Consider the following 17,711-nt stretch of genomic DNA (forward strand, 5'->3'; position numbering starts at 1 on the left):
GCCCCCCGCCTAACTCTTGGGGGCGCAACCCCCCCCAGGCCCTCCCCCGGGGGGGCCGGTGCCCCCCGCACACCCCCGCGGGGGCCAGGGTCCGCCGGAGCGGGCCGCTGCGGATCGACGCAGAGCGGAGGGTGGGGCGGGCAGCCGGCCCGTCCCGCCCACACCGCAGGCGGGTGATCCGCATCCGTTCCACCCAGACACACAGCGCGGGCCCTTCGGATCCGCTCCCGAAACCGGCCCTTTCGATCCGCAGCACACAGACCAGTTCTGGAGACACCGATGACGGGCACCCCGGCCCCCCCGAGCCGCCGGCAAGGCGGACGCAACCGATCCCTGGCCACCCTGTTCGCGGTGCTGGCCACGCTGTTCGCATCCTTGACGCTGGTCGCACCGACCCCCGCGTCGGCCGCGGGCAACGGCGAATGGTCGGTCGATCCGTTCGTGCCGGACGGCACCAGCCAGAACGCCCGTCGCTACTTCTTCCTCGAAGGCGCCGCCGGCACCACCGTTCCCGACGTGGTGACCGTGCACAACACGAGCCCGGCGCCGCTGACCATGAAGCTGTTCGGCGCGGACGCGTACAACACGCCGCGCGACGGCGGTTTCGCACTGCGCACCGTCACCGACAAACAGAAGGACGTCGGTACCTGGATCCAGGTGGCGCCGGAGAACCAGACGCTGACCCTGCAACCGGGGGAGAAGCGCCAGGTCCCGTTCAACATCGTCATCCCGCCGAACGCGACCCCCGGTGACCACCCCGGCGCCATCGTCGCGCTCAACACCGCGATCGAGGGCACTCAGCAGCAGGGCCAGATCAAGGTCAACATCCAGCGGCAGATCGGCGCCCGGGTCTACCTGCGGGTGCAGGGCGACGCGCTGCCCGCGATGGACATCCAAAAGGTCGAGGTCAAGCGGGACGCGGGCTTCCACGAGTTCTTCGGTTCGAGCAAGGCGAAGGTCACCTACCGGATCATCAACCGGGGCAACGTGATCCTGCGGCCCAAGTTCGAGCTCAAGGCCGAGGGCCTGTTCGGGCGCAAGCTGATGAGCAAGGTCGACGAGGGCACCGAGATCCTGCCGGGCTCGGCCGTGGAGAAGGTCGTCGAGTGGAAGGACGCCCCGCGACTCGACCACGTCACCGTCAAGGTGAACGGTGTCGTCGCGGACCAGAACATCAAGGACGACGCGAGCGCTTCGTACACGGCCGTGCCGTGGCCGAGCCTGCTCACCCTGGCCGCCCTCCTGCTGGTCGCCGGCATCGGTTGGGGCGTGTGGCGCAACGGACGCAAGGGCAAGGGCGGCGACCCGGCCAAGCCCGCCGGCCCGGTGGGTCCGACCGACGACACGACGGTGCTGCCGCCGGTCCCGGCCGCGCCCGCGCCGGCCGGCGCCGAGCACGCCCAGGCCGCCGGTGAATCCGCGCCCGTCGCGGAGCCGGCGCCGGCCGAACCCGCGAAGGCGGCGGTGTCGGCGGAGACTTCCGGTGCGGCTGCGGATGCCGAGGCGGCCGAGAAGGCCGAGGTCGAGACGCCGGCCGAGGACACGTCCAAGGACGCGGAGTCGGGGGACAAGGGCGAGCGGGCCGAGACGGCCGACAAGTCCGCCGAGACCGAGGAGAAGCCGGCCGAGGTGGCGGCGAGCGACGACAAGCAGGCCGACGCCGAGGCGACTCCCGTGGCGGATAAGCCCGTTGCGGAGACACCCGCCGACGCGAGCGCCGCACCGGAGACGGCGGCAACCGAACCGGCCGAGCCCGAAGCCGCATCCGCCACACCGGCCGCCGAGCAGCCGGCCGCCGCGGTCCCGGCCGCCGACGCCGAGCCCGAGCCCGACGCCGAGCCCGCGGTCCCGGCCGCCGCTCCCGCCAAGAAGGCCGCCAAGCGCCCGAAGGGCAAGCAGCCCCCGGCCCGCCCGCGCGCCGACGCGCCGGCCGCCGAGGACTCCGCCGATTCCGCGGGGGTCGGCCGTTGATCGTGGTCGACCGGGTTCGTCACGTGGTTCGGGTGGGCCGTGCCCGCGGTACCGCCCTCGCGCTGATCGCCGTGCTGCTCCTGGGGCTGGTCGCCCTGGGCGGCACGGCGCCCGCGCGTGCGGCGGACCCGGCGCCGGCCGGACCGAGCGCGTCGATCGACCCGGGCAAGGTCGCGGCCGGGGACAAGGTCTCGGTCGTCGGTGGCGACTGGACTCCCGGCTCGCTGGTCCAGGCGAGCATCTGCGGTGAGAACGGCCTGCGCGGCACGGTCAACTGCGCGGCGGCCAGTGCCGCGAGCGGGACCGTGGACGCCGCCGGCAATGTCACGATCACCCTGACCGCAGCCATCCCGCCGTCCCCGTGCCCGTGCGTGGTCCGGATCGCGGTGATCATGAACGGCCCGCCGAAGGACGCGAGCGTGCCGCTGGAGATCGACGGCGCGCCCTACGCTCCGCTGCCGGTGACCGTCAAGACACCCGGCCGACTGGTCTTCATCGACAGCGCCATGGTCGGCGAGGACTCGATCTTCACCTGGTTCGGCTCGCCGGTGCAGCGCCGGTTCCGGATCGAGGTCGGGAACATGGGCCAACAGCCCATCGTCAACCCGACCTTCCGGATCGGCTTCTACGAAGGTGTCTACGCCCCGACCTGGGAGAACTACGAGTCGCACGTCACCATCCCGCCGGGCAAGCGCACCACCATCTCGCTCCCGGTGGAACTGAACCCCCGTCAACACGGCACCTTCAGTTGGCGCGTGACGTACGACAACCAGATCGTGGACGAACAGGCCCTGGAGGTCGGCCGTCCGTGGGGCGTCTACATCTTCGGCGCGCTCCTGGTGATCGTGGTGCCGGTGGCGGCCTGGCGGTTGTTCCTGCGCATCGTCGAACTCATCGGCGAACAGCGGGCCCGCCGGGCCGGCGAGCGCGAGCGCGAAGTCGGCCTGGCCGAGCCGCCGTCCCGGTTGACCAGGGACGACAAGAACCGAAAGTCCGCCGAGGACAAGGCGGATGACGGCGAGTCGGATTCCCGGACCGCGAACAGACGCCCGCCGCAGTCCTCGGCCGCACCGGTGGACCTGAGCAAGCGCCCGGTGCGTTCGATGGTCGAGACGATGGTGATCGGCGGTCCGCTGTACGCGGGTTCCGAGCCCGGCGAGGACGACCACCCGCGTGCCGGCGAGTCCGGGGGAGGCGATCGATGACCACCCGACCCCGCCGGGGCCTCGGCGCGCTGATCGCCGGCACCGCTGTGATCGGCACCGTGCTCGCGTTCTATTACGGGCCGGGCGGCGGCGAGTTCGGCCCCTCGCACACCAACGTCACCGACCAGGCCGGCCCGAGCGGCGGCGGTACCTACCGGCCCGCGCCCACCACCGGTACCGGTGATCCCGGCTCCGCCGCGCCGAGCGACGGTTCGACCGTTTCGAACCCGCCCGGATCGGGTGGGAGCGCCGGCGACGGATCGGTGTCCGGCGCGGGAGAACTCGACTGGGACACCAGGATCGACCAACCTCGGCCCCCGGACCGGGTGGACGGCAACATCAACCCGGGTGTCCTGGCCGTCAGTACCCCGAACACCGGACAGAGCCGGCTGACCGTGGATCGCACCAGCGGCACCGCCAAGGGTGCGCTGAATCCGATGCTGGTCCAGGACTTTCGCGGGTCGCGCAACGGGTGGACCCTCACCGGCGCGATGTCCGACTTCCGGGCGGAGGACGGAACCCGGATCGAGGCGCACAACCTCGTCTGGGATCCGTACTGCACGCCGCACCCGGGACGCGGCCCGTATCCCAGCTCGGCCAGGCCCGGAAACCGGGCCGAGTCGAGCCGTACGGCGACCCTGTGCTCGACATCGTCGTCACCGAGCGTCACGGGGGGTGAATTCGATGTCGGCGCAGAGCTGACCCTGCGGCTGCCCGACCGGAACACCTCCGCCGAGAGCTACTCGGCGACCTTGACGCTCACGCTGAGCTGACCAACACGACGGGGTGAGTCCCGCCCCGACGAAGGGAGCGCACAACCTGATGAAGCGCCAAATCACGCGTACCGCGATGGCGGGGGCCGCAGCCCTGGCCATCGCCTCCGGCGGCATGCTCGGCCTCTCCGGAACTGCGGTCGCCGCCGAGGTGGTCGTGCCGGACACCTGCAAGCTGCCGATCCTCGCCGGCGGCAAGGACGTCACGAACGACCAGAAGATCGAACTCGTGATGCCCACGACCGCGATCAAGCCCGGCAACGTCGCGACGGTCGGCGTCAAGATGGGCCCGACCGGGCAGAAGGCACCGGCCAAGCTCAACAACGACTTCACCTTCTCGATGACCTTCGAGGTCGGCGGAGGCGGCGGCACCACCAAGGAGGTGAAGCTCGAAGGCGGTGGGAAGCTGGTCGCCGAGAAGGACGGCGACGTCGCCCTCCCGCAGTTCGACGGCAAGATCGCCATTCCGGCCGACCTCAAGAGCGACATCACGCTCAAGCCGAAGGAGTGGACGACAACCGTAAAGATCGCCGGTTCGCAGGTCACGGTGTGCAAGCCCACCGGGACGGCACCGGAGCTGGGCACGCTCAAGATCAGCGAGGACGGCGGCGGCGACCCGCCGGCCGGCGCCCCGAACGGCAAGGACGTCTCGGTCGACTACACCTGTGACATCTTCCTCGGCACCGAGAAGTTCGGGGATCCGCTGCCGCTGAAGACGACCATCAAGGTGATCGTGCCCAGCGTCGCCAAGCCGAACGAAAAGGTCGCGGTCCAGGCGAAGTTCAAGGACGACATCCTCGGCACGGCGCCCTCGATCACGCCGCCGGAAGGGGTCGAGGCCACCGTTGTCCCGACCCTGACCATCGACACCACGGGCGGTGACAAGAAGCCGTTCGACGTCACGCTGGCGGCCAAGAAGGTCAGCATCAAGCCGGGCGACCAGATCAAGGCGGCCGGTCCCCTCGCGGGCGAGTTCACCGTCGGCGCGGCGGGCGACTACGGGTTCACCCCGGGCGCGTTCAACCTCGGCCTGGAGATCCCGGGCGAGCAGGTGGTCAAGGTCAACCTCAAGTGCAAGGCCGACAAGACCGCCGTCTCGGCCACCCTCAAGGCGAAGGGCGACGGCGGCACGACCGGCGGCGTCACCCAGACCCCCACGGGCAATGTGGGCAGCGACGGTGGCAGCAGCACCACCAGCACCGGCGGAGCCACCGGCGACCTCGCGCACACCGGCGCCTCCGGCGGCGGCATGACCGCGTTCGCGATGGCGGCCGGCACCGCCGTGCTCGGTGCGATCGCGCTGATGTTGTTCGTGCCCTACCGTCGGCGGATCCGCAACCAGGTCTGACCTTCGGAGCACACCCGGCGGCAACTCGGCGCCGTAGCGGCCACGATGGCCGAACCGAGCTGATCCGAAATCGAAGGGTCCCCTTGCCGGTCCTCACCCGGCCGGGGGACCCTTCGGCTGTATCCCGCCACCCATGAGAAGGAACGCGACTCCGATGGTTGTCTGGGCTCCACGCATGGCGAGTGCCGCCCTCGCTCTGGGTTGCACGGTCGGTTCGGCGCTCGCGCTCGCCCCGCCCGCCGGCGCGGCGGAACCGTTGATCGTGCAGGTGCACTGCGTCATCCCGCTGGATCAGCCCGCCGTGGACGGTCCGCAGCAGATCTCGCTGGAGGCACCGAGCGATCCGGTCCGCCCCGGCGACAAGGTGAAGATCAAGGTCACCCTCGGCGGCAGCCCCGCGACCAGCCCACTGCCGTTCCCGGGCACCCCGTTGACCCCGTCGATCCAACTCGTCCTGTCCGGCGGCGCGAGCGGTGAACTCACGCTCCAGGGGCCCAGGATGCGCGTCGACATCCCGGGCACGCCCGCACAGATCGTGGTGCCGCCCTACGAGGGCGAGATCACCGTGCCGCTCGACGCCAGGGGCGACATCAGGATCGCGCCGGGCAAGATGGTCACCAGTACCGCGATCTTCGGCGACCAGATCACCACGTGTTTCCCGACCGCTCCCGCGCCGCCCGCCGCGACGCTCAAGGTCGATGCGGCGGGGAAGGCCCCGGAGGGGCCGCAGGGCACCGCGGCGAGCCCCGGCGCCGGACAACCCCCGGCATCGGGCGCGACGTCCGCAGAGACCGCGTCACAGCGCGCGGAGAGCCCGGCCGCGAGCCCGGGCGGGGTCGCCGAGGGAGCGGGCAAGCCGAGCGGGGTCGACATCGGGACGCTGAGCAGGGGCGAGGACGACGGGGACATCTCCGGCGGGACGATCGCGCTGATCGTGATCGGCGCGCTGATCCTGGTGATGGCCGCGGCCACGATGTTGTACTCGTGGCGTCGACACGAGGACGACGAGTGGTGAGCGCGCCGGTCCCGGTGCCCCGGTCGTTCGCAGTCCCTCGATCAGGGAAAAAATCCCGCCGATTCCCGGCCCCCGCAGCTCTGTCGGGCGGAGCTCGTCAACCTCGCGCCGATGGCTCAGTAACATCAAGGTCATGACCCGCGTACTGCTCGCCGAGGACGACGCATCCATCTCCGAACCGCTCGCGCGTGCGTTGCGCCGAGAGGGCTACGAGGTCGAGGTGCGCGAGGACGGTCCAAGCGCTCTCGAGTGCGCCGCGCAGAGCGGGGTGGACCTGCTCGTTCTCGACCTCGGTCTGCCCGGGATGGACGGCCTGGAGGTGTGCCGGCGGCTGCGTGCCGAGGGGCACGGCTTTCCGGTTCTGGTCCTGACCGCGCGCGCCGACGAAGTGGACACGGTGGTCGGCCTCGACGCCGGCGCCGACGACTACGTCACCAAGCCCTTCCGGCTCGCCGAACTGCTCGCGCGCGTGCGGGCGCTGCTTCGCCGCGGCGCCGCCGATGTCGGTCAGGGGGTGCACGGCGTGCGGATCGACGTCGACTCGCACCGCGCCTGGATCGGCGAGGAGGAGCTTCAGCTCACCGCCAAGGAGTTCGACCTGCTCCGGGTGCTGGTGCGCGACGCCGGCCGGGTGGTCACCCGCGACCAGCTCATGCGCGAAGTGTGGGACACCACGTGGTGGAGTTCCACCAAGACACTGGACATGCACATCTCGTGGCTGCGCAAGAAGCTCGGTGACGACGCGGGCAATCCCCGCTACATCACCACGGTGCGCGGTGTGGGCTTCCGCTTCGAGAAGAGCTGACCTCGGGCCGGGCCGACTTCGCGGGAGCCGATCTCGGAGCCGATCTCCGAGCCGACCTCGGAAAGCTGACGGGACCAACCTTGCGTCGCAGGCTCATCAACACCACGCTCGGCGTGGTCCTGGTCGTCGTGGCCGTACTCGGCGTGCCGCTGGCGTTCGTGGAGACCCACGCGATCGAGAACAGCGCGGGCGACAGCCTCAAGGCCGAGGCCGCGCGCATCCTGGAGGTCGTCGAGCTGCGCCTGGCCTCCGGCGAACGCTCGAACGCGGAACTGCTGCACCGGCAGATCGAACCGCATCGCTACGCGATCGTGCGGCTGCAGGGGGAGCCCCCACTGGTGATCGGCGACAAGCCGAGCGGCCGGGTCTTCGAGAAGGAGATGCCCGGCGAGATGGGCGACTCGGTCACCGTCGGCGAACCGCGCGAGCGGGTCACCGGCAAGATCCGCGAATCCCTTCTGCTGATCCTCGGCGTCGCGCTGCTCGCCGTCGCCGCGGCCGCCGCCCTCGCGGTGTGGCAGGCCCGCCGGCTCGCCCGCCCGCTGACCGACCTGGCCGAGACCGCCGAACGCCTCGGCTCGGGCGACCCGCGCCCCCGACACCGCCGGTACGGCGTGCCCGAGCTGGATCGGGTCGCCGAGGTGCTGGACCAGAGCGCCGAGCGGATCGCGCGGATGCTCACCGCCGAGCGCCGGCTCGCCGCGGACGCCTCCCACCAGCTCCGCACTCCGCTCACCGCGCTGTCCATGCGGCTGGAGGAGATCATCGCGACCGAGGACCCGGAGATCGTCAAGGAGGAGGCCGCGATCGCGCTGTCCCAGGTCGAGCGGCTCACCGACGTGGTGCAGCGGCTGTTGACCAGCAGTCGGCGCGGCAGCGGCGGGCGCGATCCGCGCAACATGTCCGCGGTCACCGTCCGGGTGGACGACGTGATCCAGCAGCAGATCGACGAATGGCGACCCAACTTCCGCGAGGCCGGACGCAGTATCCGAGTCGAGGGGGAGCGCGGGCTGACCGCCGTGGCCACCCCGGGCGCGCTGTCCCAGGTGCTTGCCACGCTGGTCGAGAACACCCTCATGCACGGTGCCGGCGGGGTGAACATCCGTACCCGGACGACCGGCACGTCGGTGGTGGTCGAGGTCGAGGACGAGGGCACCGGCGTGCCCGACGAGCTGGGTGCGCGGGTGTTCGAGCGGGCGGTCAGCGGCCACAACTCGACCGGCCTGGGCCTCGCGGTCGCCCGCGACCTGGCCGAGGCGGACGGCGGCCGACTGGAACTGCTCCAGCAGCGCCCGCCGGTGTTCGCGGTGTTCCTGGCGGCACATCCGGAGGAACCGCCCGGCTGAGCGGGCGGGGCGAGCGCTCAGGCCCGGGACGTTTCGCTTTCGTCCTCGACCAGGCGGGCGGCCTCGGTGTCCAGGTGGGCTGCGCCGGAGGCTATCGGCTCGTCGGGTTCGGCGTCCTCGCCGACCGGCGGTGCGACGACCCGGACCGGCTTGCGGTCGACCTCGTGGGTGCCGGTGAAGACCCAGGTGCGGTAGGACCAGAAGCGGAACAGCGTGCCCAGGGGCAGCCCGACGGCGTACTTGGCGACGTTGTCCGCGAGCAGCGAGGGGTGGCCGAGCCAGTAGTGCGAGATGGCCACGGTGCCCGCCTCGATCGCCATCCCGACCCCGCTGAACGCCATGAACAGCACGAACTCGCGTCGACTGTCCTCGGACGTCCGGTGTCGGAAGGCCCAATAGCGGTTGCCGAGATAGTTCACCATGATCGCGAGCGCGGTCGAGATCACCGACGAGCGCACCGAGGCCAGGCCCAGGTGGTTACGGCAGATGTTGAACACGATCACGTTGACGACCACGCCGAATCCGCCGACGGCGCCGAACTTCAGCGTCTCGTGCAGCAGGTGTCCGACTCGGTCGTACCAATTCCGGAGCGCCTTCACGACATGCCACCTTCGACGACCGGGAGGGTGCCGGGTCGTTTGTGCTTGAACACCCACGTACGGAATGCCCAGAAGCGGAACAGCGTGCCGAGAGCCATGCCGACGATGTTCGCCGAGATGTTGTCGGCGAGCTTGCTCTCGTAGCCCATCAGGTTGTGCGAGACGAACACGCTCGACGCCTGGATGCCCGCGGCGATGGCGCTGAACACGAAGAAGAGGGTGTACTCGCGACCGACGCCGGTGCGGTCCCGATGCCGGTAGGTCCAGTACCGGTTGCCGATGTAGGCCACGATGGTCGCCGGGATCGAGGAGACGATCTTCGCCGCGACCCCGCCCATGCCGAGCGAGAGGCCGAGGTTGAAGACGAGCACGTCCACCGCGTAGGCGAGTCCGCCCGCGACCAGGAACCGGGTGACCTCCGAACGCAGGCGCGCCATCCGGCCGGGCGGCGGTCCGACGGACGGGTCGGTGGGGGCGCCGACAGGCGAAGGCACGGACGCTCCTTGGGCACCACGGGGGCTACGGGCATGACCACTCACCCGACGAGGGTAGCCGTCGTGGCTGCTCGGCATCGGTGCACGGTCTCCCTCCTGTTGCAGACTCTTTACCGGAACATCTCCCGTCCCGTGTGGCACACGTCGTTTCGGCGGGCCCGGCTCGTCCGAAGCCTGCCCGCGATCCCCGCCGCCACGACCGCGTGTCTCGGGTCGGTACCCTTCCCCCGTGACGTTCCCAGTCGTCGGCATGGTCGGCGGCGGCCAGCTCGCCCGCATGACGCACCAGGCCGCAATCCCGCTCGGCGCCCGCTTTCGCGTGTTCGCCGCATCCCCGTCCGAATCCGCGGCCCAGGTCGTGGGCGACGTCGTGCTCGGCAGCGAGGACGATCTCGCCGACCTGCGCCGCTTCGCGCAGGGCTGTGACGTGGTCACCTTCGACCACGAACAGGTCCCCACCGCGCTGCTGGAGGCCCTGGAAGCCGACGGCGTCGCCGTGCGGCCGAGCCCGCGGGCCCTCGTGCACGCCCAGGACAAGGGCGTGATGCGGGCCAGGCTGGCCGAGATCGGCGTCCCGTGCCCGCGCAATCGGATCGTGACCGATCCGGCGGACGTGACGGCGTTCGCGGCCGAGGTCGGCGGCTGGCCGGTGGTGCTCAAGACCACCCGCGGCGGCTACGACGGCAAGGGCGTGTGGATCGTGCGCGGCGAGGCGGAGGCCGCCGTGCCGTTCGCGGCCGGGGTGCCGGTGCTCGCCGAGGAGAAGGTCGACTTCACCCGCGAACTGGCGGCCTGCGTGGTGCGCTCGCCGCACGGGCAGGCGGTGGCCTATCCGGTGGTCGAGTCGATCCAGGTGGACGGCGTGTGTCGCGAGGTGATCGCACCCGCGCCGAACCTGACCGAGGAGCTCGCGGTCCGCGCGCAGCGGATCGCGCTGTCGATCGCGGGCGAGCTGGATGTCACCGGGCACCTCGCGGTCGAACTGTTCGAGACGCCCGACGGCCGGATCCTGGTCAACGAGCTGGCCATGCGCCCGCACAACAGCGGGCACTGGAGCATCGACGGCGCGGTCACCTCGCAGTTCGAGAACCACCTGCGCGCGGTGCTCGACCTGCCGCTGGGCGACCCGCGCGCGCGGGCGCCGTGGACCGTGATGGTCAACGTGCTCGGCGGCGACTATCCCGACATGTACCGTCCGTACCTGCACGTGATGGCCCGCGACCCCGGGGTCAAGGTGCACATGTACGGCAAGGACGTGAAGCCCGGTCGCAAGGTCGGGCACGTGACCGTGTGCGGCGACGATCTGGACGACGTGCGCGAGCGCGCCCGGCACGCCGCCGACTATCTCCGAGGGGACATCACCGAATGAGCACGCAGCCCGTCGTCGGCATCGTCATGGGATCCGACTCGGACTGGCCGGTGATGGAACTCGCCGCGCAGGTCATGGACGAATTCGGGATCGCCTACGAGGCCGACGTGGTCTCCGCGCACCGGATGCCGCAGGAGATGATCGAGTACGGCACGAACGCGGCCGAACGTGGGCTCAAGGCGATCATCGCGGGCGCGGGTGGCGCCGCGCACCTGCCCGGGATGCTGGCCTCGGTCACCCCGCTGCCGGTGATCGGCGTACCGGTGCCGCTGAAGTACCTGGACGGCATGGACTCGTTGTTGTCGATCGTGCAGATGCCGGCCGGCGTGCCGGTGGCCACCGTCTCGATCGGCGGCGCGCGCAACGCCGGGCTGCTCGCGGTGCGGATGCTGGCGGCGCACGATCCGGTGCTGCTCGAACGCATGACCGCGTTCCAGGTCGAGCTGAAGGCGCAGGCGACCGAGAAGGGGCGCAAGCTGCGCGAGCGAATCGGTTCCTAGCGTGTCCGGGCGGGGCCCGATCGGGTGCTCGGGCCCCGGCCGCCGGGCTCAGGCCCGGCCCGCGCCCGTCATGGTGATGCGCTGGAGCTCCACCGCCGAACAGCGGTCCATCACCATGTCCAGGCCCGCGTCCCGGACCCGCTGGTAGGCCCGCTCGTCGATCACGTCCAACTGGAACCAGACCGCCATCGCGCCGATCTTCACCGCCTGGTCGGCGATCTCGCCTGCCTGGTCCGAGTTGACGAACACGTCGACCACGTCCACCGGGAACGGGATCTCGGCGAGCGTGGCGTAGCCCGGCTCGCCGTGCACGGTCTCGGCCTTGGGGTGCACGGGCACGACGCGCTTTCCCCACTGGCGGAGGAACGCGGCTACTCCATACGCGGCGCGGTGGGAGTTGGTGCTGAGGCCCACCACCGCCCAGGTGTTCGTGTCGAGGATCCGTCGGATGGTGGGCTCGTCGCCGTACGGCATGCTGATGACCTCGCAGTCTTGTCTCGCTGCTCGCGGTGCCCCCCGAGCGACGGACGGCGCGACGCCCGTCGGCCGGGTGAGTGTGCCCCCGGGGCGGGCCGGCTACTCAGGGGCGACCGAGTGCCCGGTACGTCCATCCTGCGCCGCGCCAGCGCACCGGGTCGAGGGCGTTGCGCCCGTCGAGTACGCGCCGTTCCGCGACGATCTCGCCCAGTACGGCCGGGTCCATCTCGCGAAACTCCGGCCACTCGGTCAGGTGCAGCACCACGTGCGCGCCGCGGGCCGCGTCGAAGGCGGTGTCCGCGTAGGTCAGGCCCGGGTACATCTTTCGCGCGTTGTCCATCGCCTTGGGGTCGTACACGGTCACCTCGCCGCCCTGGAGTTGCACCTGGGCGGCGACGTTGAGCGCGGGCGAGTCGCGGATGTCGTCCGAGTTCGGCTTGAAGGCGGCCCCGAAGACGGCGACCCGGCGGCCCAGGAAGCTGCCGTCGCACTGTTCGCGGGCCAGGTCGACCATCCGGAACCGGCGGCGCATGTTGATCGCGTCCACCTCGCGCAGGAAGGTGAGCGCCTGATCGGCGCCCAGTTCACCCGCTCGGGCCATGAACGCGCGGATGTCCTTGGGCAGGCAGCCACCGCCGAAGCCGAGGCCGGCCTTGAGGAAGCGGCCGTTGATCCGCGGGTCGAAGGCGAGCGCCTGGGACAACTGCTCGACGTCGGCGCCGGCCGCCTCGCAGACCTCGGCCATCGCGTTGATGAACGAGATCTTGGTGGCCAGGAACGAGTTGGCGGCGGTCTTGACCAGCTCGGAGGTGGCGAAGTCGGTCACCACGAGCGGGACACCCTCGGCGAGCAGGGTCGCGTAGACCTCGCGCAGGGCGTCCTCGGCCCGCTGCGAGCGCACGCCGATCACCAGCCGGTCCGGGTGCAGGGTGTCCTGGACGGCGAAGCCCTCGCGCAGGAACTCGGGATTCCAGGCCAGCTCGGCCTCGGCGCCCACCGGTGCCAGCTCGGCGATCCGGGTGGTCAGCCGTTCGGCGGTGCCGACCGGGACGGTGGACTTGCCGACGACCAGGCACGGGCGGCGCAGCAGCGGGGCGAGCGCGTCCACGGCCGCGTCCACGTAGGACACGTCGGCGGCGAACTCGCCCTTGCGCTGCGGCGTGTTCACGCACACGAAGTGCACGTCGCCGAACTCGGCCAGCTCGGCGATGTCGGTGGTGAAGCGAAGCCGTCCCGATGCCACGTGCGGGGCCATCAGCTCTTCGAGTTCGGGCTCCCAGAACGGCGTCCGGCCGCTCGCGAGGGTGGCCACCTTGTCGGGATCCACGTCCATCCCGAGGACCTCGAAGCCCAGCTCGGCCATGCACGCCGCGTGCGTGGCGCCCAGGTAGCCGGTACCGATGACCGTGATGCGGGGTGCCACGTACGTCACCTGACTTCTTCGTCGTAGGGCGGGATACAGCCGGATACGGCCTCATGGATCGTATCCGGCCCCGTTGTGGCGCCGTCGGGGAACCGCGACCGTGCCGCCCCGGGCTCGAATCGGGGCCCGGCTGAATTAGGGTGGATGCCAGTGCTGGTTACTGAGCGGTAATAAAATGCGTCAGCCTTACAGCTACGTACCCTGCACGTGTCAACTCTTCATGCGTCAACTCTTGAGCCGAGAGGCAGGCACCCGTGGCCGGACGAAAAGACTTCGACCTCTTCCGCGTCTCCGAGGAGCACGACATGCTCCGCGAGTCGGTTCGCGCCCTCGCGGAGGCGAAGATCGCCCCGTTCGCCGCCGAGGTCGACGAGCAGTCCCGCTTCCCACAGGAAGCGCTGGACGCGCTCGGCGCCAACGATCTCCATGCGGTGCACATCCCGGAGGAGTACGGCGGCGCGGGCGCCGACGCACTGGCCACCGTGATCGTGATCGAGGAGATAGCCCGGGTGTGCGCGTCCTCGTCGCTGATCCCGGCGGTGAACAAGCTCGGCACCATGCCCTTGATCCTGTCCGGCTCCGAGGACCTCAAGCGGCGCTACCTGGGCGCGGTCGCGCGTGGTGACGGGATGTTCTCGTACTGCCTGTCCGAGCCCGAGGCCGGTTCGGACGCCGCCGCGATGAAGACCCGCGCGGTGCGCGACGGCGACTCGTGGGTGCTCAACGGCGTCAAGCGCTGGATCACCAACGCGGGCGTGTCCGAGTTCTACACGGTGATGGCCGTGACCGACCCGGACAAGCGCAGCAAGGGCATCTCGGCCTTCGTGGTGGAGATGTCGGACGAGGGTGTCTCGTTCGGTGCGCCGGAGAAGAAGCTCGGCATCAAGGGCTCGCCGACGCGCGAGGTCTACCTCGACAACGTACGGATCCCGGCCGACCGGATCATCGGCGCGGAGGGCACCGGCTTCGCCACGGCGATGAAGACGCTCGACCACACGCGCGTGACCATCGCGGCGCAGGCGCTGGGCATAGCCCAGGGCGCGCTCGACTACGCGAAGGGCTACGTGCGGGAGCGCAAGCAGTTCGGCAAGCCGATCGCCGACTTCCAGGGCATCCAGTTCATGCTCGCGGACATGGCGATGAAGCTGGAGGCGGCCCGGCAGCTCACCTACGCGGCGGCGGCCAAGTCCGAGCGCGGCGACGCGGACCTGACCTTCCACGGCGCCGCGGCCAAGTGCTTCGCCTCCGACGCGGCGATGGAGATCACCGTCGACGCGGTGCAACTCCTCGGCGGCTACGGCTACACGCGCGACTACCCGCTGGAGCGGATGATGCGCGACGCCAAGATCACCCAGATCTACGAGGGAACGAATCAAGTCCAGCGGATCGTGATGGCGAGGAACCTGCCGAAGTAGCGACGCCGAGCGCATGGCGATCCCCCGGCCGGGGCGTTTCGGCCGGGGGATCGCCACGCGCGGAAGGCCACGGGTCGATGCCGTCGGACCCGGTGTTCGAGGTCAGGGGGCGGGGACGAGCTTGACCACGGTCACCGTGACGACGGTGGCGCTGACGATGTAGCGGATGAACGCGACGCCGGACACGGTTGTCTCGCGGCGGTCCCGGTCGCCGCCCACGGCCGAGCCGTGCGCGTAGGGGGCGGACGCCATGGCGGTCATGCCGGAGTCGAAGCGTTTGCGGCGCTCCGGTGACAGATGTGTGCGTTCGACTTCGGCGTCCGGGGCGTAGGCGATGCGGTAGCTCATCCGGTGCTCCGGTACGCGTCGTCCAACTCGTCGGCGTACGTCATTCCGGTCATGTCGCCGGTCTTCAGTCGTTCGACCAAGGCATCCTCGTCCGGGTCGTGTGCTTCGGGCGTGCGCAATGCCCAACTGGCCATCAGGCCGAAGAGTTCGTCCGCCGAGGCGGACTCGATCTCCCGCACGAAGTCGGCGCGATCCGTCTCCGGGAGGGCCTCGCGGATGTCGGCGATCGTGCCGGGCAAGGCGACCTCTCGGCCCGCTATGTGTGTCCTGAATACGTGCTGGGCCATGACGCCTCCTTGTCCGCGCGGTCCGGTTGCCATCCACCAGTGTGCCCCGGGGACGCGGTCGGTCGTGTCGGTTCCCGAGGGATGGGCGGCCGAGTGCATGCGCGGAGTCCTTCGGTCGTGGGCCGGGCCGGATTCGATGCGGTCGGCCGGGGCGGGGAGGTGGGTTCGCCGGTCGCGGGGAGCGGCTTCCGGGGCGGGAGCGTGGGCCGGGAAGTCGGGCCTGCTCGTGAGTCGGGCTGGATCTCGTGGTGCCTTGACGACGACGGCTGTTGCGGGTTCGCTCGGTCGTACGCTCGGGCGCAACCTTTGGGGTCCCGGGTCGTTGGCGACGGCATGATGATCACTGTCGGCCGTGCGGCCGCTGCCCTGTCCGCCGGCATTGCCGGTCTGCTGCTCGCTCTCGCTCCCGTCGCTGCTCGGGCGGCCGAGAGCGTACACGTCGGGGGCGACCGGGTTTTGCTCGATTCGACCGTGTGGGTGGCGGCCGATGGCACGATCACCCTCTCCGGTACCTACCAGTGCTCCGCGGGCCATGCCGGGGTCGTGCTGGTCGGCGGCGGTGTCGGCCAGGCCGGCCACCACACCGCGGTCGGCGGCAGCATCGCCACCTGCGACGGTCGGGCCCACGCCTGGCGCAACAGCGAGAAGTCCGCCATCGGCTTCGTCCCCGGCGCCGCGCACGGTGATGCCACGCTGCTCGAACTCGAGGACGGCGAGGGCGTGGTCCCGGTGCTGCCCGCCATCCTCGCGGTCGACGACCACGACGTGGTGATCCAGCGGGCCTAGGATCCGCGTTCACTCCCCCTTCGGGCTCCTCGCCGCGCTCACGCCGCGGCGCCCGAAGGGGGTCGAACGGCTTGGGTGCCGGCCGAGGTGTCCCGTTCCGGGCCGTCCGCGGGTGCGCGGGGGGCGGGTTCGGTCCGGGCGCTGTGCCGACCGCCGCCCCTGCTGTTCTGCGTCGGGGAGATCTCGCCCGCGGCCACCGCCGACAGGGGGCGGCGGGCCGCGTGGCTGATCACGATCAGGACCGCGACCAGCCCCCAGTTGGTGATCACCGACGAGCCGCCCTGGGCCAGGAACGGCATCGTCATGCCGGTCAGCGGGATCAGGCCGATGACGCCGCCGGCGACCACGAAGACCTGGAGCGCCATGACGACCGCCAGCCCCGCGGCGAGCAGCTTGCCGAACGGGTCGCGCGCCGCCAACGCGGTGCGCAGGCCGCGTTCGATCAGCAGCGCGTACACCATGAAGATCGCCATCATCCCGGCCAGGCCCAGTTCCTCGCCGACCGAGGTCAGGATGAAGTCGCTGTTGGCGGCGAAGCCGATCTCACCGGGGTGGCCCTGGTTGAGGCCGGTGCCGAGCATGCCGCCACTGCCGAACCCGAAGAGCGCCTGGGCGGCCTGGTCGGAGTCGGTGAGGCCGGGCTTGGGCAGGTCGTAGTAGTACATCGGGTCGAGCCAGGCGTGTACCCGGCTCTTGACGTGCGGTTCCACCGAACCGACCAGCACCGCGCCGGTCGCCGACAGGACGAGCCCGAACACCAGCCAACTCGTGCGCTCGGTCGCGATGTAGAGGAGTACGACGAACACCCCGAAGAACAGCAGCGAGGTGCCCAGGTCCCGCTCGAACACCAGGATCAGCAGGCTCAGCAACCACGCGGCCAGGATCGGCCCCAGGTCGCGACCCCGCGGCAGCGGCAACCCCAGCACCGTCCGGCCGGCCAGCGCGAGCGCGTCGCGTTTGGCCATCAGATAACCCGCGAAGAAGACGGTGAGCACGATCTTGGTGAACTCGCCGGGCTGCAACGAGAACGGGCCGAGCGCGACCCAGATCTTGGCCCCGTTCACCGCCGGGAACGGGATCGGCGACACGAGCAGCACCAGCGACAGGGCCATCGCGGTGTAGGTGTAGCGCTGGAGCACACGGTGATCCCGGAGCAGCACGACGATGCCGAGGAACAGCGCGATGCCCATCGCCGACCACACGAGCTGGGTCGACGCGGTCTGCAACGCCTTCTTCTGGCCGCGTACCGGATCGAGCCCGATGCGGTAGATCAGCACCATGCCGATGCCGTTCAACAACGTGGCCAGCGGCAGCAGGAGCGGGTCGGCGTACGGCGCGAACCGGCGGATCGCCAGGTGCCCGAGCAGGGCCGGCGCACCGATGCCCAGGCTGTAGCCCACCATGCCCGCGGGTAACGAACCGTCGCCCGCCAGCCCGACGTTGGCATAGGCCAGTACGGTCACCAGCACCGCGAAGCCGAGCATCGTCAGCTCGGTGCCGCGCCGATTCGGTATGGGCCCCGCGTCCGCCGGCCGATCCGTCATCTCTCG

General features: G+C 70.7%; 18 protein-coding genes. 11 read left to right on the forward strand and 7 right to left on the reverse strand.

Annotated elements, in window-relative coordinates; genetic code table 11:
* The first annotated feature begins 279 nt into the window (after positions 1-279).
* The 7 genes from ACFXMF_RS26750 (at position 280) to ACFXMF_RS26780 (ending at position 8,463) form a co-directional block, all read left to right on the forward strand.
* Positions 280-1,971: a WxL protein peptidoglycan domain-containing protein gene (locus ACFXMF_RS26750; RefSeq protein WP_360321027.1), complete on the forward strand. Its 1,692-nt coding sequence runs from the start codon at positions 280-282 to the stop codon at positions 1,969-1,971.
* 32 nt (positions 1,972-2,003) lie between these two features.
* Positions 2,004-3,176, forward strand: a complete 1,173-nt coding sequence (locus tag ACFXMF_RS26755; protein WP_360321024.1) for a hypothetical protein — start codon at positions 2,004-2,006, stop codon at positions 3,174-3,176.
* The gene (locus ACFXMF_RS26760; RefSeq protein WP_379991386.1) at positions 3,173-3,949 is read left to right on the forward strand and encodes a hypothetical protein; all 777 of its coding nucleotides are present in this window, start codon (positions 3,173-3,175) and stop codon (positions 3,947-3,949) included. The genes ACFXMF_RS26755 and ACFXMF_RS26760 overlap by 4 nt, the downstream gene beginning before the upstream one ends.
* A gap of 49 nt (positions 3,950-3,998) precedes the next feature.
* Positions 3,999-5,297: a hypothetical protein gene (locus ACFXMF_RS26765; RefSeq protein ID WP_360321018.1), complete on the forward strand. Its 1,299-nt coding sequence runs from the start codon at positions 3,999-4,001 to the stop codon at positions 5,295-5,297.
* 175 nt (positions 5,298-5,472) lie between these two features.
* Positions 5,473-6,312, forward strand: a complete 840-nt coding sequence (locus tag ACFXMF_RS26770; RefSeq protein ID WP_360321015.1) for a hypothetical protein — start codon at positions 5,473-5,475, stop codon at positions 6,310-6,312.
* 133 nt (positions 6,313-6,445) lie between these two features.
* Positions 6,446-7,117, forward strand: a complete 672-nt coding sequence (locus tag ACFXMF_RS26775; RefSeq protein ID WP_020556678.1) for a response regulator transcription factor — start codon at positions 6,446-6,448, stop codon at positions 7,115-7,117.
* 80 nt (positions 7,118-7,197) lie between these two features.
* A complete protein-coding gene (locus ACFXMF_RS26780) occupies positions 7,198-8,463 on the forward strand; it encodes an ATP-binding protein (RefSeq protein WP_360321012.1) in 1,266 nt (421 codons plus the stop codon).
* Positions 8,464-8,480: 17 nt separating this feature from the next.
* Here the strand turns inward: ACFXMF_RS26780 and ACFXMF_RS26785 are convergent, their stop codons facing one another.
* Both ACFXMF_RS26785 and ACFXMF_RS26790 read right to left on the reverse strand, forming a co-directional pair.
* Entirely contained in the window at positions 8,481-9,062 is a 582-nt protein-coding gene (locus ACFXMF_RS26785) for a GtrA family protein (protein WP_379991387.1), read from the reverse strand.
* Entirely contained in the window at positions 9,059-9,556 is a 498-nt protein-coding gene (locus ACFXMF_RS26790; RefSeq protein WP_360321006.1) for a GtrA family protein, read from the reverse strand. The genes ACFXMF_RS26785 and ACFXMF_RS26790 overlap by 4 nt, the downstream gene beginning before the upstream one ends.
* A 229-nt stretch (positions 9,557-9,785) precedes the next feature.
* Here ACFXMF_RS26790 and ACFXMF_RS26795 point away from each other — a divergent pair, with 229 nt between their 5' ends.
* Both ACFXMF_RS26795 and purE read left to right on the forward strand, forming a co-directional pair.
* Positions 9,786-10,925, forward strand: a complete 1,140-nt coding sequence (locus ACFXMF_RS26795) for a 5-(carboxyamino)imidazole ribonucleotide synthase (RefSeq protein WP_360321003.1) — start codon at positions 9,786-9,788, stop codon at positions 10,923-10,925.
* The gene (gene purE / locus ACFXMF_RS26800; RefSeq protein WP_360321000.1) at positions 10,922-11,425 is read left to right on the forward strand and encodes a 5-(carboxyamino)imidazole ribonucleotide mutase; all 504 of its coding nucleotides are present in this window, start codon (positions 10,922-10,924) and stop codon (positions 11,423-11,425) included. Before ACFXMF_RS26795 ends, purE begins: the two co-directional genes overlap by 4 nt.
* Positions 11,426-11,473: 48 nt before the next feature.
* On the opposite strand, the gene ACFXMF_RS26805 is transcribed toward purE, so the two are convergent.
* Both ACFXMF_RS26805 and ACFXMF_RS26810 read right to left on the reverse strand, forming a co-directional pair.
* The gene (locus ACFXMF_RS26805; RefSeq protein WP_360320997.1) at positions 11,474-11,899 is read right to left on the reverse strand and encodes a CoA-binding protein; all 426 of its coding nucleotides are present in this window, start codon (positions 11,897-11,899) and stop codon (positions 11,474-11,476) included.
* Positions 11,900-12,005: 106 nt separating this feature from the next.
* Complete coding sequence (locus ACFXMF_RS26810) at positions 12,006-13,325, reverse strand: UDP-glucose/GDP-mannose dehydrogenase family protein (protein WP_360320994.1); 1,320 nt, start codon at positions 13,323-13,325, stop codon at positions 12,006-12,008.
* Positions 13,326-13,579: 254 nt separating this feature from the next.
* Between ACFXMF_RS26810 and ACFXMF_RS26815 the strand changes: the two genes are divergently transcribed.
* Positions 13,580-14,740, forward strand: coding sequence for an acyl-CoA dehydrogenase (locus ACFXMF_RS26815; protein ID WP_360320991.1), 1,161 nt, complete (start codon positions 13,580-13,582; stop codon positions 14,738-14,740).
* Between the two features lie 102 nt (positions 14,741-14,842).
* Here the strand turns inward: ACFXMF_RS26815 and ACFXMF_RS26820 are convergent, their stop codons facing one another.
* Positions 14,843-15,088: a hypothetical protein gene (locus tag ACFXMF_RS26820; protein WP_360320988.1), complete on the reverse strand. Its 246-nt coding sequence runs from the start codon at positions 15,086-15,088 to the stop codon at positions 14,843-14,845.
* Positions 15,085-15,375: a hypothetical protein gene (locus ACFXMF_RS26825; RefSeq protein WP_360320985.1), complete on the reverse strand. Its 291-nt coding sequence runs from the start codon at positions 15,373-15,375 to the stop codon at positions 15,085-15,087. The genes ACFXMF_RS26820 and ACFXMF_RS26825 overlap by 4 nt, the downstream gene beginning before the upstream one ends.
* A 333-nt stretch (positions 15,376-15,708) precedes the next feature.
* On the opposite strand from ACFXMF_RS26825, the gene ACFXMF_RS26830 reads away from it, so the two are divergent.
* The gene (locus tag ACFXMF_RS26830; RefSeq protein ID WP_379991678.1) at positions 15,709-16,161 is read left to right on the forward strand and encodes a DUF6299 family protein; all 453 of its coding nucleotides are present in this window, start codon (positions 15,709-15,711) and stop codon (positions 16,159-16,161) included.
* 38 nt (positions 16,162-16,199) lie between these two features.
* Here the strand turns inward: ACFXMF_RS26830 and ACFXMF_RS26835 are convergent, their stop codons facing one another.
* Positions 16,200-17,705, reverse strand: a complete 1,506-nt coding sequence (locus tag ACFXMF_RS26835; RefSeq protein WP_379991679.1) for an FtsW/RodA/SpoVE family cell cycle protein — start codon at positions 17,703-17,705, stop codon at positions 16,200-16,202.
* Positions 17,706-17,711 lie beyond the last annotated feature (6 nt).

Source organism: Embleya sp. NPDC059213, assembly GCF_042754445.1.
GTDB lineage: Bacteria > Actinomycetota > Actinomycetes > Streptomycetales > Streptomycetaceae > Embleya.

Coding starts and splice junctions, on each gene's coding strand:
- ACFXMF_RS26750 (WP_360321027.1), top strand. CDS start 280: ATGACGGGCACCCCGGCCCCCCCGAGCCGCCGGCAAGGCGGACGCAAC.
- ACFXMF_RS26760 (WP_379991386.1), top strand. CDS start 3,173: ATGACCACCCGACCCCGCCGGGGCCTCGGCGCGCTGATCGCCGGCACC.
- ACFXMF_RS26765 (WP_360321018.1), top strand. CDS start 3,999: ATGAAGCGCCAAATCACGCGTACCGCGATGGCGGGGGCCGCAGCCCTG.
- ACFXMF_RS26770 (WP_360321015.1), top strand. CDS start 5,473: ATGGCGAGTGCCGCCCTCGCTCTGGGTTGCACGGTCGGTTCGGCGCTC.
- ACFXMF_RS26775 (WP_020556678.1), top strand. CDS start 6,446: ATGACCCGCGTACTGCTCGCCGAGGACGACGCATCCATCTCCGAACCG.
- purE (WP_360321000.1), top strand. CDS start 10,922: ATGAGCACGCAGCCCGTCGTCGGCATCGTCATGGGATCCGACTCGGAC.
- ACFXMF_RS26805 (WP_360320997.1), bottom strand. CDS start 11,899: ATGCCGTACGGCGACGAGCCCACCATCCGACGGATCCTCGACACGAAC.
- ACFXMF_RS26820 (WP_360320988.1), bottom strand. CDS start 15,088: ATGAGCTACCGCATCGCCTACGCCCCGGACGCCGAAGTCGAACGCACA.
- ACFXMF_RS26825 (WP_360320985.1), bottom strand. CDS start 15,375: ATGGCCCAGCACGTATTCAGGACACACATAGCGGGCCGAGAGGTCGCC.
- ACFXMF_RS26830 (WP_379991678.1), top strand. CDS start 15,709: ATGATGATCACTGTCGGCCGTGCGGCCGCTGCCCTGTCCGCCGGCATT.
- ACFXMF_RS26835 (WP_379991679.1), bottom strand. CDS start 17,705: ATGACGGATCGGCCGGCGGACGCGGGGCCCATACCGAATCGGCGCGGC.